This is a genomic window from Photobacterium aquae (assembly GCF_001029445.1).
GTDB classification, from domain to species: domain Bacteria; phylum Pseudomonadota; class Gammaproteobacteria; order Enterobacterales; family Vibrionaceae; genus Photobacterium; species Photobacterium aquae.
On sequence record NZ_LDOT01000002.1, the window covers coordinates 618,746 to 632,736 of the forward strand.

12 protein-coding genes are annotated in these 13,991 nt (G+C 52.6%); 6 read left to right on the plus strand and 6 right to left on the minus strand.

What is annotated here, in order from left to right; genetic code table 11:
• Positions 1-149: 149 nt before the first annotated feature.
• Positions 150-623, minus strand: coding sequence for an Lrp/AsnC family transcriptional regulator (locus ABT56_RS03355; protein ID WP_047877406.1), 474 nt, complete (start codon positions 621-623; stop codon positions 150-152).
• A gap of 130 nt (positions 624-753) precedes the next feature.
• Here ABT56_RS03355 and ABT56_RS03360 point away from each other — a divergent pair, with 130 nt between their 5' ends.
• A complete protein-coding gene (locus tag ABT56_RS03360; RefSeq protein ID WP_047877407.1) occupies positions 754-1,821 on the plus strand; it encodes a PLP-dependent cysteine synthase family protein in 1,068 nt (355 codons plus the stop codon).
• 261 nt (positions 1,822-2,082) lie between these two features.
• A complete protein-coding gene (queC, locus tag ABT56_RS03365; RefSeq protein ID WP_047877408.1) occupies positions 2,083-2,781 on the plus strand; it encodes a 7-cyano-7-deazaguanine synthase QueC in 699 nt (232 codons plus the stop codon).
• Positions 2,782-2,863: 82 nt separating this feature from the next.
• On the opposite strand, the gene prmB is transcribed toward queC, so the two are convergent.
• Positions 2,864-3,796 (minus strand): 50S ribosomal protein L3 N(5)-glutamine methyltransferase, encoded by a 933-nt coding sequence (gene prmB / locus ABT56_RS03370; protein ID WP_047877409.1) that lies wholly within the window; start codon positions 3,794-3,796, stop codon positions 2,864-2,866.
• A gap of 54 nt (positions 3,797-3,850) precedes the next feature.
• Here prmB and smrB point away from each other — a divergent pair, with 54 nt between their 5' ends.
• Entirely contained in the window at positions 3,851-4,381 is a 531-nt protein-coding gene (smrB, locus tag ABT56_RS03375) for an endonuclease SmrB (RefSeq protein WP_047877410.1), read from the plus strand.
• 72 nt (positions 4,382-4,453) lie between these two features.
• Here the strand turns inward: smrB and ABT56_RS03380 are convergent, their stop codons facing one another.
• Together ABT56_RS03380 and sixA are read right to left on the minus strand one after the other, a co-directional pair.
• Positions 4,454-4,807, minus strand: a complete 354-nt coding sequence (locus ABT56_RS03380) for a hypothetical protein (protein WP_240478239.1) — start codon at positions 4,805-4,807, stop codon at positions 4,454-4,456.
• A gap of 82 nt (positions 4,808-4,889) precedes the next feature.
• Positions 4,890-5,363, minus strand: coding sequence for a phosphohistidine phosphatase SixA (sixA, locus tag ABT56_RS03385; protein WP_047877411.1), 474 nt, complete (start codon positions 5,361-5,363; stop codon positions 4,890-4,892).
• A gap of 346 nt (positions 5,364-5,709) precedes the next feature.
• Between sixA and ABT56_RS03390 the strand changes: the two genes are divergently transcribed.
• Positions 5,710-8,472, plus strand: coding sequence for an insulinase family protein (locus ABT56_RS03390; protein WP_047877412.1), 2,763 nt, complete (start codon positions 5,710-5,712; stop codon positions 8,470-8,472).
• 56 nt (positions 8,473-8,528) lie between these two features.
• Here the strand turns inward: ABT56_RS03390 and fadJ are convergent, their stop codons facing one another.
• Entirely contained in the window at positions 8,529-10,658 is a 2,130-nt protein-coding gene (fadJ, locus tag ABT56_RS03395; protein WP_047877413.1) for a fatty acid oxidation complex subunit alpha FadJ, read from the minus strand.
• On the minus strand, positions 10,658-11,968 hold the full coding sequence (gene fadI, locus ABT56_RS03400; RefSeq protein ID WP_047877414.1) for an acetyl-CoA C-acyltransferase FadI: 1,311 nt from the start codon (positions 11,966-11,968) through the stop codon (positions 10,658-10,660). The genes fadJ and fadI overlap by 1 nt, the downstream gene beginning before the upstream one ends.
• Positions 11,969-12,501: 533 nt before the next feature.
• On the opposite strand from fadI, the gene ABT56_RS03405 reads away from it, so the two are divergent.
• Both ABT56_RS03405 and ABT56_RS03410 read left to right on the plus strand, forming a co-directional pair.
• Complete coding sequence (locus ABT56_RS03405; RefSeq protein ID WP_047877528.1) at positions 12,502-13,074, plus strand: sigma-70 family RNA polymerase sigma factor; 573 nt, start codon at positions 12,502-12,504, stop codon at positions 13,072-13,074.
• The gene (locus ABT56_RS03410; protein ID WP_047877415.1) at positions 13,067-13,783 is read left to right on the plus strand and encodes a DUF3379 domain-containing protein; all 717 of its coding nucleotides are present in this window, start codon (positions 13,067-13,069) and stop codon (positions 13,781-13,783) included. The genes ABT56_RS03405 and ABT56_RS03410 overlap by 8 nt, the downstream gene beginning before the upstream one ends.
• Positions 13,784-13,991: the final 208 nt, after the last annotated feature.

A 13,991-nucleotide genomic window follows, 5' to 3' on the forward strand; every position in this document is an offset into this window, starting at 1 on the left:
GCTCCCTCCTCACACGCCTCATTACCATCCCAACAACTTGCATGATTACCTTTAGTAAATCAAACGCTTGTCTTGAGCAAGGGCGTATTCAGAAGATAGTGCTAAATTTTATCTTTTAGCCCATAAATGTATGGCTGGCAACGAGAGCGCTATACCGGTAGTGCTGTCGTATACTTGAGCGGCTCCATCGCAAAGGTCGACGTCACATTGGTCAGCCCCTCGATGCTATTGACCAACTTCTTGTAGAACGAGTCAAACGCCTGCATGTCGGCCACCTGCACCTTCATCATGTAATCGTATTCGCCCGCCATCCGGTAGAACTCCATCACCTCGGGGAACTCCGACACCGTCGCCACAAAACAGTGGTACCACTCCTTGGAATGGTTGCTGGTCTTGATCTGGACGAAGGCGATAAAAGAGAGCCCGATCTTGGCCGGCTCCAGCAGCGCCACCCGCTGCCGCAATACCCCACTTTCCTCCAGCCGTTTGAGGCGCTTCCAGCACGGGGTCGTGGTCAGGTTGACGGCATCGGCCAACTCGGCCAGCGACAGGGTCGCATCATGCTGCAGCAGGCGAAGCAGAGTACGGTCGGTTTTGTCCAAATCAGCGATCTTATTGCTCATAGAATTCAGAATAGGAGAAAAATTTCCTCCATTCTATCGATTTGGCAGTAAACAATGCAAAGTCTTTCTTGGTAATACGGGCTACATTACCTCTATACCTTGTTCCGGCTATCACCATAAGGATCCAACCATGAACCGTGACCCGCACTGGATTAGCACTGCCATCCGTAAAATTGAGGCCGATTACCAACGTTCTGCCGATACCCATCTGATCAAACTGGATATTCCGGTACTGGACGGGGTCGACATCTACCTCAAGGACGAAAGCACCCATCCAACCGGTAGCCTCAAACACCGTCTGGCCCGCTCACTGTTCCTCTACGCGCTATGCAATGGCTGGATTGGTGAAGACACCACCATCATCGAATCGTCATCGGGCAGCACGGCGGTTTCCGAAGCCTATTTCGCCCGGTTACTGGGACTGCCGTTTATCGCCGTCGTCCCCCGCCATACCGCTCGCAAGAAAATCGAACAGATCGAGTTCTACGGCGGCAAGGCGCATTTCGTCGACAGCCCGGCTGCCATCTACGACGAATCACGCAAGCTGGCCTCGGCGCTCAACGGCCATTATATGGATCAATTCACATACGCCGAGCGGGCCACTGACTGGCGCGGCAACAACAATATTGCCAACAGTATATTCGAGCAAATGAAGCTCGAGGCCCATCCCGTCCCCCGCTGGATTGTGATGAGTGCGGGCACGGGCGGCACATCCGCGACCATTGGCCGCTATATCCGCTACCAGATGCTCGATACCAAGCTATGCGTCGTCGATCCGGAAAACTCAGTGTTCCATGCCTTCTACCAGACTCGAGACCCAAATATTGTCGGCAATTGCGGCAGCCGGATCGAGGGGATCGGCAGGCCGCGCGTCGAGCCGAGCTTCATTCCCGACGTGGTCGATGAAATGCGCACGATTCCAGATGTCGCCAGCATTGCCACGATCCACTGGCTCGAAAAGCTGCTCGGCCGCAAAGCCGGGGCATCAACCGGCACCAACCTGTACGGGGTGCTGCAACTGGCTAGCGAAATGCGGGCCCGTGGTGAACAAGGTTCTATCGTGACCCTGCTGTGCGACAGCGGCGAGCGCTATCTCGATACCTATTACGACCCGGCATGGATCAGCGCCAACATCGGGGATATTTCCGGCTACCTCGAACAGCTCAACGCCTTTGAACACAGCGGGATTCTGGCCTAGCTCCTGTTTATGCTTACCAGCCTGTCTTGCCTCTATTTGTACCTCGACAGCGTCGCCGCAGCCCGTGCTGCGGCTTTTCCATTTACGCCCTGCTTTTTTTGCCCCTATCTTTCAACTTCCCTCATCCGGCACACTGCGGTAGCATTGCCGAGCCAAGGGAGAACCTGCCTTTGGCCTACCATAAGATAAATATCGAGAGTGATATTTAGGTAGTCCCCTACCGACTGTTTTTCGGTACGAAAAGAATATAGGAAGACTTTTATGCGCAAAGCCGTAGTTGTATTTAGTGGCGGCCAGGACTCCACCACCTGCCTGATCCAAGCCATGGCCCACTATGATGAGGTGCACTGTATTACGTTCGATTATGGCCAGCGCCACAAGCTGGAAATCGAAGTGGCTGAGTCAATTTGCCAAGAACTGGGTGTTGCCGCCCACAAAGTGATGGACGTCGGCCTGCTCAACGAACTGGCAATCAGCTCCTTGACCCGCGACAACATCCCTGTCTCCCACGAGTTGCAGGAGAACGGCCTGCCGAATTCGTTTGTGCCTGGCCGCAATATCCTTTTCCTCACCCTCGCCGGGATCTACGCCTACCAGATCGGTGCCGAAGCAGTAATCACCGGTGTATGCGAAACCGACTTCTCCGGCTACCCGGATTGCCGCGACGAGTTCGTCAAATCCCTCAACCAATCGCTGGTTCTGGGAATGGATCGCCCACTGCGGATCGACACGCCATTGATGTGGCTCAACAAGGCCGAAACCTGGGCGCTGGCCGACCAATACGGTAAACTCGACTTCGTACGCGAGAAAACCCTGACCTGCTATAACGGGGTGATCGGCGACGGCTGTGGCGACTGCCCGTCTTGTGATCTTCGCAAAGCAGGCTTGGACAGCTACCTAGCCAACCGCACGACGATCATGGCCGAGTTGGAAAGCAAGCAACAAGCTGGCAAAGCCTAACCCAATAGCCTCCCCGGCATGCAACAGCCATAAAAAAACCGAAGCCTTGGCTTCGGTTTTTTGTCTTTGCAAGCGTGGTGGATTAATCGCGGTACAGGGCGAAATCCTCGGCACAGTCCACTAGCTGCTCACGGGTTAGCATGAACACGCCGTGGCCGCCGTTCTCGAATTCGATCCAAGTAAACGGAATATGCGGGTACTGCTCTTCCATATGGATCATCGAGTTGCCCACTTCACAGATCAACACACCGTCTTCTTTCAGGTAATCAGGTGCATTGGCCAGAATACGGCGAACCAGTTTCAGGCCGTCACTGCCCGCAGCCAAGCCCAGCTCAGGCTCATGGCGGAACTCTTCCGGCAGGTTGTCCATATCTTCTTGGTCAACGTACGGCGGATTAGTTACGATCAGGTCGTATTTGTCCTTCGGTACATCTCGCAGAAGATCCGAACGCAGCGGGATCACCTGCTGCTCAAGACCATGGTCCTGAATGTTCTGCTCGGCAACGGCCAGAGCATCGACAGAGATATCAACGATATCCACTTCAGCCTCAGGGAAAGCATGGGCACAGGCAATACCGATACAGCCAGAGCCCGTACACAGATCCATGATGCGAGTCGGACGCTCTTTCAGGAACGGTTCGAAGAAATTATCGATCAGCTCACCGATTGGCGAGCGCGGCACAAGCACGCGTTCGTCGACAAAGAACTCCATGCCGCAGAAGTATGCCTTGTTGGTCAGATAAGAGACCGGCGTGCGCTCGTTGATACGGCGGATAACACGCTCTACAATACGGTGGCGCTCGCTGCTAGTAAGGCGAGAGAAACGTACCTCGGACGGAACGTCCAAAGGAAGGTATAGGGTTGGCAAAACAAGCTGTACGGCCTCGTCCCACGCATTATCGGTTCCATGACCGTAAAAAAGACCCGCAGCATTGAAACGGCTTACCGTCCAGCGCAACATGTCTTGTAATGTATGAAGTTCGTTGACAGCTTCGTCGACAAAAATCTTATCCAAAATAGCCTCCGAATGGCGCTACAATACCGCTAATAAGTTGTTGGATTGTTAACTATGAGCAAAAAAGATCATATCCTGGATGAAGACTTTAGCCTCTTCCAGGAAGCGGTTAAGGGCGTAAAAAAGATCTCGCATGATACCATAATCGCGCCCCGCCGACAGAGCACAAAAGCAGATACCCCTAAACTCTTGGCAAAAGAGCGACAAAACCATGAGTTTTATTTCTCGGACGAGTTCGAGCCGCACCTCAATGAAAACGGCCCGACCCACTATGCCCGTACCGGGGTATCCAAGTACGAAGTCAAAAAACTCCGCCGTGGCGTCTATGTTCCTGATATGTACCTGGACATGCACGGCATGACCCAGCAAGAGGCCAAACGCGAATTAGCCGCGATGATTGCCGCTTGCCTAAAAGAAGGCGTGGCATGCTGTTGCGTCATGCACGGTATCGGCAAGCATATCCTCAAGCAAAAGGCCCCGTTGTGGCTGGCCCAGCACCCTGATGTCATGGCCTTCCACCAAGCGCCGCTCGAATTCGGCGGCGACGGTGCTCTGCTGGTATTGCTCGATATTCCCGAACGATAATCAGCCTCGTTCATGCGCGGTACTGGCTCTGCAGTGCCGCCGCCCTTACTTTAACCGATGTAAAACGGCCAGTTACTCTTCAAATTTTGCCAGCATACCGACATTGGCAACCTTACCGCCAACAATCAGTGTCACTTCGCCATTTTCGCAAACCTGTATCCGTGTCTTAACGGACTGCTCACTGTAGTAGTACTCACAGCTACCGTTGCGGGCACTGTCAATGCGCGAAAAAATGGTAATGTCACTTTTCGACGAGGCAAAGGTCAACGTACTGCCTGAAGGAGAAATATGCATATTCTCATTGCGGCCGTTAACCCACTCGATCGCCGCATTGGCACTGATGTTGGTTACCTGTTCCTGTTGCGGCATCTGCATACAGCCTGACAGCAACAAAACGCCCAACAGCACTGATAGTAAATTTTTCATCAAGGTATCTATTCATGTAAACGAGCTGGAGATATTGCTATCGGCCAGCCCGCGCGAAACCTTAATGCCAATTTAACACGCATTATCCTTCCGGGTTGGCTTGCCAAAGGTATTCGGCCTGCTCGGTCTCCAAATCATAATCGATCGCCAGTACCGAGGAAGTAATGAACATCGGCGGTTGCATCCCTGCCACCAGCTCGGCAGACAGGTAGCCAACCAACGGCAAATGAGAAATGACCAGTAGGGTCTCGGGACGCTCAATGGCAACCATCGCCTTAACATAAGCAGCGACCTGCTCGGCATCACCGTAAGGGGTAATGTCTTCGACCTCCATCAGCCGCTGGGGCGATGGCAAATGCGGGGCCATCGCCTGCCATGTCTGCTGGGCACGCAAATACGGGCTGACCCATACCATATCTAACCCCTGATCAAGCTGCTGGCTGAGCTGGGCAGCCATTTGAGCTGAATATCGCTCACCGCGCTCTGTAAGGGGGCGTTCGGCATCAGTGGCTGCAAAGGTTGCTGCTTCACCATGACGCATGATGTAAATTCGCATATATTTTCCAATTTCGCAGGCAGGTATCCGCACTGCATAGCCCTTAATCTACTTACAGGGCCAACGGAGTGAAGGATCAAGCCTAGCGAGCTAGCATGTCTCCCGATTATGCTAGCAAGTGACCTATTCTGAAAACAGAATTTAGGCAAAACGTGTGCCCATTATGTGATACCTGATCACAGTCTCAAATTGACACAATATATCGTCCAGCCGGATACCTTCCCTATTCTTACCGCTTACTAAACCTAAGCTTTTGTTTAGCTAACAATTACTCTTCGTTATATTTGCCACCCTCGGTAATGAACGTCATAATTACCCTACTTCCCAAAAGAAATAGGCGTCCCCCGTGCATAAAAGTCCAAATGACCCGAAGCAATACCGCTACCTCACCTTGGCAAACGAGCTGAAGGTATTACTGGTTCATGATGCCGAGGCCCCCCGCTCAGCAGCAGCCTTGTCGGTCAAGGTCGGTCATTTTGACGATCCGAACGACCGCGAGGGAATGGCGCACTTTCTCGAGCACATGCTCTTTCTGGGAACAGAAAAATACCCGCGTGTTGGTGAGTTTCAAACCTTCATCAACCAAAACGGCGGCAGCAACAATGCCTGGACCGGCACCGAGAACACAACCTTTTTCTTCGAGGTCTCTCCCCATGCTTTTTGCGAGGGACTAGACCGTTTCGGCCAGTTCTTCACCGCGCCGCTGTTTAACGAAGAGGCCGTGGACAAAGAGCGTAATGCGGTCGATTCGGAATATAAGCTCAAGCTCAAAGACGACGTCCGCCGCCTGTATCAGGTCCACAAAGAAACGATCAATCAGGCCCACCCGTTTTCTAAGTTTTCGGTTGGCGACCTGACGACCTTGGCCGATCGTCAAAGATCCGTTCGCGATGAGCTCATTGAGTTCTACCGCAGCCATTACTCTGCCAACCTAATGGGGCTAGTCTTGCTCGGGCCGCAAAGCCTTGATGAGCAACAGGCATTTGCCGAGACATTCTTCAGAGATATCGCCAACCACGGCGAAGCCAAACCCGAGATCACCGCGCCGCTGGTGACCGATGCCGAAAATGGCCGGATGATCACCATCGAGCCGATCAAGGAAGTCCGTAAACTAACCCTATCATTCTCGCTGCCAGCCGTTGATAGCTACTATCGCGAAAAGCCCCTGTCCTACATTGCCAACCTACTTGGCAACGAAGGTAGCGGCAGCCTAATGTCCGTCTTGAAGGGCCAGGGCCTGATCAATACCCTCGCTGCTGGTGGTGGGGTGAGCGGTAGCAACTTCCGTGAGTTCACAATCAGCCTGAATCTCACCCCAGCCGGTATGGACAAAATCGACGATATCGTCGCGGCAGTGTTCCGCTATATCAATATCATCCGTCAAAAAGGCCTTGATGAGTGGCGCTACGAAGAGAAAAAAGCGGTGCTTGAAATGGCTTTTCGTTATCAGGAAAAAAGCCGGCCGCTCGATACCGTCAGCTACCTAGTCATGAACTTGCTTCACTATGCGCCAGAAGACCTTATCTATGGCGACTATATGATGTCTGGTTACAACGAAGCTCTTATTACCGGCCTGCTAGATCAATTGGTGCCAGACAACATGCGGCTGGTGCTTATCGCCCAAGGGCAGGATTACGATCAGGTGGCCAACTGGTACCACACACCGTATAAGGTCGTTCCTTTTAGCAACGAGCAACTGGCACAATGGCAACAGCCAGGCCATGATGATGCGCTCAAGCTGCCTGAGCCAAACCCTTTCCTATGCGAGAAATTCGAGCCGCACGCACTGGCTGACGATGCCGACCAGCCACCCCAGCTCCTTCAGGATCTACCGGGATTTCGCCTGTGGTTCAAACAGGAGCATGAATTCCGCGTGCCAAAAGGGGTGGTTTACGTGGCGATCGACAGCCCGCATGCCGTCAGCTCACCGCGCAATATCGTCAAAACGCGGCTGTGTGTTGAAATGCTGCTCGACGCGATCAACGAAGCGGCCTACCCGGCTGAAATTGCCGGTATGTCTTATAATTTGTATGCTCACCAAGGCGGGGTCACACTTCAGCTTTCAGGCTTTAGCGAAAAACAACCGCTGCTACTCCAGCTATTGCTGGATCAGTTTGCCAACCGCCAGTTCAACCTTGAGCGATTCAATAATATCAAGGCTCAGATGCTCCGCAGCTGGCGCAATGCCGCACAGGACAAGCCTATATCCCAGCTGTTCAATGAACTAACCGGACTGTTGCAGCCCAACAACCCGCCATACCCCGTGCTGCTCGAAGCCCTCGAGAGCATTGAGGTGGACGAGCTGCCAGCTTTTGTCGAGGCGATGTTTGCCGAGCTGCACATCGATACCTTTATCTACGGCAACTGGTTGAAAGAAGATGCCCTTGCCCTGGCTGAAATCCTCAAGGATGCTTTCCGGGTCACGGACCAGTTGTACGGCGAATCCCAGCGACCACTCGTTCACCTTGGCAAATCAGGCACCCTTCGCCATGAAGTTCGCTGTAGCCACGCCGATTCCGCCTTGCTGATGTATTACCAATCACGCGCGACCACGCCGCGCAAGATTGCCATCTACACGCTGGCCAACCATTTGATGTCGACCACCTTCTTCCATGAACTGCGGACCCGTCAGCAACTGGGCTACATGGTTGGCACCGCCAACCTACCGTTGAACCGCCACCCGGGATTGATCTTGTATATTCAGTCACCGGTCGCGGCGCCGACCCAACTTCTGGATGCGATGGACGAGTTCACTAATGCCTTTTCCCTTGTGCTCCTGGAGCTCAACGACGCCCAGTGGCAGGCCAGCAAACAGGGGCTCATTGCCCAGATTTCAGAGCCGGATACTAACCTACGAGCTCGGGCCCAGCGCTTCTGGGTCAGCATAGGTAACAAGGATACTGACTTCAATCAACGGCAAAAAGTCGTTGAAGCGCTGGAAGCCCTAAGCCGCGCCGACATGGTGAAATTCATTGTCGATATCATCAAGCCACGCACGGCAAACCGGATTGTGATGCACTGCCAAGGCCAAGCACACAAAGATCTGGAACCATTGCAGATCGGCAGCGAAATCGAGTCGGTTAATGAGTTTCAAAGCAAGGCTTATTAATGCAAGATAAATAAAAAGGGCCTTATCGGCCCTTTTTCATCACAAACCTACAAACGCTACGCTTCTGCCCCTTCCTGCGAATAGAAACACTGGCCCTCCTGTGCCATTGCCACCAGACGCTCGCAAGGCCTGAAACGTTCACCATAGCGATCGGTATGCTCATTGAGCAAAGCGACAATCTTGTCAATGCCCAGCTGATCCATATAGCGGAACGGCCCACCAAGGAATGGCGGGAAGCCAATACCGAATATCGCACCGATATCACCGTCGCGGGCACTGCGCACCACGCCTTCATCCAGACAGCGCGCCGCCTCGTTAAGCATCATAAGCGCACAGCGCAGCGCGATATCCTCCGCATTGGCTTTCGTTTCTGGCTTGAGATCCAATAATTTATAGACGCTCTTATCCACCTCTTTTTTCTTGGTATCGTAACGGTAGAACCCCTTGCCGCTCTTGCGCCCCTTACGGCCGTCTTTGAGTAAAACATCAAAAACGTCAGGTCCCTGAAAACGCTCACCAAGCTCTGCGATCAATATCGGCATGATCTTGGCGCCGATATCGACACCGACCTCATCAAGCAAAGTGATCGGCCCAACCGGGAAACCGAAATCAAGCAAGGCATTATCCAAGTGCTCTATCGGTTCGCCGCTTAGTAGGATAAACGCCGCTTCGTTCATATAGGGGGCCAGAATACGGTTAACATAGAACCCAGCGCTATCACCAACGACTATCGGTGTCTTACCCTGCTTTTTGGCCAATGACACCACCGTGGCTATTGTCTCTTCCGAAGTGCCTTGATGGGGGATGACCTCTGCCAGCGGCATCTTCTCTACCGGGCTGAAATAGTGAAGTCCCACCACATTTTCCGGGCGCTGGGCGGCCTCTGCGATCTGATGTATCGGCAATGATGAGGTATTAGTGGCAAAAATCGTATCGGGCTTGGCGTTTGCCTCAATTTCCGCCACCATCTGGTGCTTAAGCTTAAGATCTTCAAACACCGCCTCGATGACAACATCCAAATGATCGAAGCCGCTGTAGTCAACGCCTGCCGATATCGACAGCATATTTTGCTGGAGCTGAGCTTTGGAGATAATTCGGCGCTTGCGCTTCTTGTCGAGCAGGCGGTAGTTGTATGACAGTGCGTTGAGCAGCCCCTCATTGGCAATATCTTTGATCCTGACAGGATAGCCGGCTTTTATTGCTGTGACATGGCTGATCCCGCCGCCCATCAAGCCGCCTCCCAGCACGCCCACTTTGTTGATCGGGCGTGGTTCAGCACTGGATCCCGTCTCTTTTTTCATCGCAGTGGTGGCAAAGAATATGCTACGCAGCGCTGCTGACTCCGGTGTCATCACCAAGTCGCCGAACAATTTTGCCTCGCGCTCCAATCCCTTCTCCATACCGCGCTCAAGGCCGTATTTTACCACCTCGAGGATTGCCTCCGTTGCCGGATAATTACCGCGAGTTTTGGCTCGGGTAGCCTTGCCAGCCTGGTCAAACACCAACGAACGCCCCAGCAGGTTGCCCCCCATTGCTCGATCTTTCAGTGCCAGCTTACGTTTGGGTTTAGGTTGCAATGCGTACTGCTCGGCAACCGTCAGCAGAATACTAACAGGCACCGCCTCGTCGACAACACCCAGCTTCTTGGCTTTTTTGGCACGCAACTGCTTGCCGGTAAGAATCATATCCAGCGCACCTGCGACCCCTATCAGACGCGGCAAGCGCTGTGTGCCTCCCGATCCCGGTAACAAACCCAACTGGACTTCCGGTAACCCGAGACGAGTCTTATCGTCATCGGAACAAATCCGGCTATGACAGGCTAGCGCCAACTCCAAACCACCACCGAGACACGGCCCGTGGATCGCAGCAACAATGTGGAAAGGCAGGCTTTCAAGCTCGGCAAACAGCTGCTGACCTTGGCTCGCTAGCGCCCTTGCCTCATCGGCGGTCCGGCAGGCATCGAGCATTCGAATATCTGCCCCCGCAACAAAATTATCGGGCTTGCCGGAATGAACCACCATTCCCTTGATATCCGAGCGCCCCTTCAGCTCCGCCAATACTGCGCCAACTTGTTCGCCAAAAGCAGCCTGTAGGGTATTCATCTTTTCGTCTGGCACATCAATTTTTAGCCAGGCGATACCATTATCAGCCACTGACAGGCTGAATGCAGATTGATGATCAGTCATTATTCTGCCTCCAAAATCATGGCAGCCCCAAGGCCACCAGCCGCACAGGCGGTATTGAGTGCCAAGCCGCCACCGCGGCGCTTGAGCTCGCGCAAGGTCTGGGTAATCATCCTTGCCCCGGTCGCCGCAAAGGGGTGGCCATAGGCAATTGAACCGCCGAGCACATTGAACTTATCCATATCTATCTCGCCAATGGCCTCGCTCCGCCCCAGCTTCTCGCGGGCAAACGAGGCAGAGCCGAACATTTTCACATTGGCAAGAGTCTGGGCAGCGAACGCCTCATGCATATCAATCAAGGTAAGATCAGACAGAGTGATACCGGCGCGGTCTAGGGCCAGCGGCGTAGCATAAGAGGGGCCCATCAACATATCTTGCTCGACCCCAATAGCAGAAAACGCAAATGAGCGGATAAAGCCCAGCGGTTCGAGTCCAAGCTCCTTGGCCCGCCCTTCACGCATCAGCATAATAGCAGCGGCTCCATCGGTAAGCGGGGTCGCATTGGCTGCCGTCACCGAGCCGAACTTGCGATCGAAAGCAGGACGCAGTTTGGCGTAAGATTCAAGGCTCGAATCCTCGCGGATATTGTTATCCATGTCGATCCACTGGCGGTAAGGTTCGGGGAAGGCCGTCATCACCTCGCCCTGAATCAAGCCATCACGCCAAGCCTGTGCGGCAAGGGTGTGCGAGCGATGGGCAAAAGCATCTTGTGCTTCTCGGCTGATACTATGACTCTTGGCCATCTGCTCTGCCGTCTGCCCCATACTCAATCCGGTGGAGTACTCCGCAACGGCAGGAGGCACAGGCATGAGATCTTTGACGCTGAGCTTGCTCAATAATTTCAACCGCTTGCTCATTGTCTTGGCTTTACTGAGCGCCAACAGTGTCGAGGCCATCTTCTTAGATACACCTATCGGCACCACTGACGATGAATCCGCCCCCCCTGCGATACCGATATCAATTGTGCCGGCCATAATACTTTCAGCCACATTGGCCGCGGCCTGAAAACTGGTCGCACAGGCGCGGGTAACGCTGTAGGCATCTGTTCCGACATTCATCCCGGTGCCTAGCACTATCTCGCGGGCGATGTTCGGAGCTTCGGGCATAAGCACCACCTGACCAAAGACCACCTGCTCTATCAGCTTGGGATCGATATCGACCCGGCGGATCATTTCACTGACAACCATCTTGCCCATATCCAGGGCTGATACACCATCAAAAGCCGTTGCCTGACGGGCAAACGGGGTTCGTAATCCACCGACAACCGCGATGCGCTCACCGCTGTGAGTGGTGAGATTCTGGAGACGTGCCATCGCAACTCCTTATGCTTTTAAGTCATTTATATGAGGTCTGACCACAATGAATTGTAATTCAGTTGTTATCATAATCAAACAAATGTTTAAAAAATGAGAACTATGCGATAGTAGAATAAAAAGAAGGGAATAAAAGTGCGGTCAGTTTTCAGCCAACTGGAATGCTAAGATAAAAAAAAACCATACCGATTTGGTATGGTTCGAAATAACTACACGGAAAGCAATCCATGTATAGCATAAGTCAATTAACGTAAAGCCAATTGCAAATCAGGCAAGCCTGATAGGAGAAAGTAAAGTCAGCCTTCAAAAGGAAGTTGTCATCTTGCTCAACAGATACTAAGCCTTAGTTTCGCTGCAAAATCCTAGCAACGGCACCAACACTTACTATCAGATGACGGTGTCTACTATAACTTGCTGGAGAAGACACAATTTGAACCAGATCAATTTTAGCGCGGTTTATTGGATCAATTGTCACAACAAGATCCGAAACACAAGAAATATGGGACGTATTCGACACATTGATGAGCGATTTTATGATTAAGCATTTTTTCCGAAAGAAAAAGTCCGATGCCTCGGTCACAGTAGACATGAACAAACAAAGACGATACGAAGCCCTCGTCAGGGCTTGGCACCGAGATTTATACCGCTATGCCTACTGGTTATGCCATGATCCCCATATTGCCGAAGATCTGGTTCAGGAAACCTGCTTGCGAGCATGGCGGTCGCTCGATAGCCTACAAGATGACAAGGCTGCAAAATCTTGGCTGATCACAATATTACGCCGGGAAAACGCACGCCGATTCGAACGCAAACAATTGGATCTGGTCGATATCGACGATTATGCCATCGCAGATAGCCAGCATGTGGGAAGTGATAGTGACAACAACCTTGAACAGCAGATGTTACGCCAACAGATCATGAAATTGGCCCCAGAATACCGCGAACCACTTGTGCTTCAGGTCATGGCCGGTTTCAACGGCGATGAAATTGCCAATATCCTAGGCCTAAACCGCAACACGGTGATGACTCGCCTCTTCCGAGCCAGAAATCAATTGAAAGAACAGTTAGAAAAGCAATCTGAACAGAGGGGCCAACACAATGGATGATTTAGAATTCCGCCGACGCCTCTTGGCTGATCCCAATGATGCCAGTCCTGAAATGATCGAGAGCCGCAACGCCTCGCTGGCCAACCGCAAATTAGCCGATGAACTCCAAATGCTCGACAGCAAACTAGAGCAGGCCATGAAAGTCGACGTTCCCGATGATCTCGTTGACCGGATCCTGTTCAACCAATCCGGCCAACCCGAAAAGAACCGTTTTGGCACTAAAGGATGGGTGGCACTCGCAGCGTCTGTCGCCTTTGTGGTAGGGATTTCTATCGGGCAGTTTCGTTTAGGGTTATCCCCTGTCTCCGAGCATCCTGTAGGGATCGCCCAGATAGCTCTCGATCACGTACAGGCCGAAGCCCCCTTCATAGATGGGATTGACGAGGGCGTCACCCTGTCGCAGGTCAATGCCAAGCTCATCCCATTCGGCTCCAAGCTCGCCCAGCTTCCGGGTCATGTCTACTACGTCAACCACTGTGGCTTTGGCAATAGCAATGCGCTCCATATGGTCATGGAAAGCTCGGCAGGGAAGGTCACTATCTTTGTCGTACCGGAAACCACCCAGGGCATCAACCAGTTTAGCGGCGACAACATGCAGGGTGTACTCCTTCCCGTGCGCGATGCCAGCCTCATCGTTGTTGGCGAACCCGGGCAGAATCTGGCCCCTGTAGCCAAAGAGCTCAAAGCGGAACTAAACTGGGAAATTTGAACAACTCAACAAAATTAATGCAACAGCTCCGGCTTATTCAAAAATAGAATGCCGGAGCCCTTTCTCATACCGAACTAAGATACTGAAAGTAAAGTGTTACCCCTCTAGCATAATTGTATCTTTGTGCTGCCATATTCCCTTCTTTTGTGATTACACTCTGCCCAAGCGGTCAATAAAAACACAATACCGCTGGTGCCTTACAACTGGT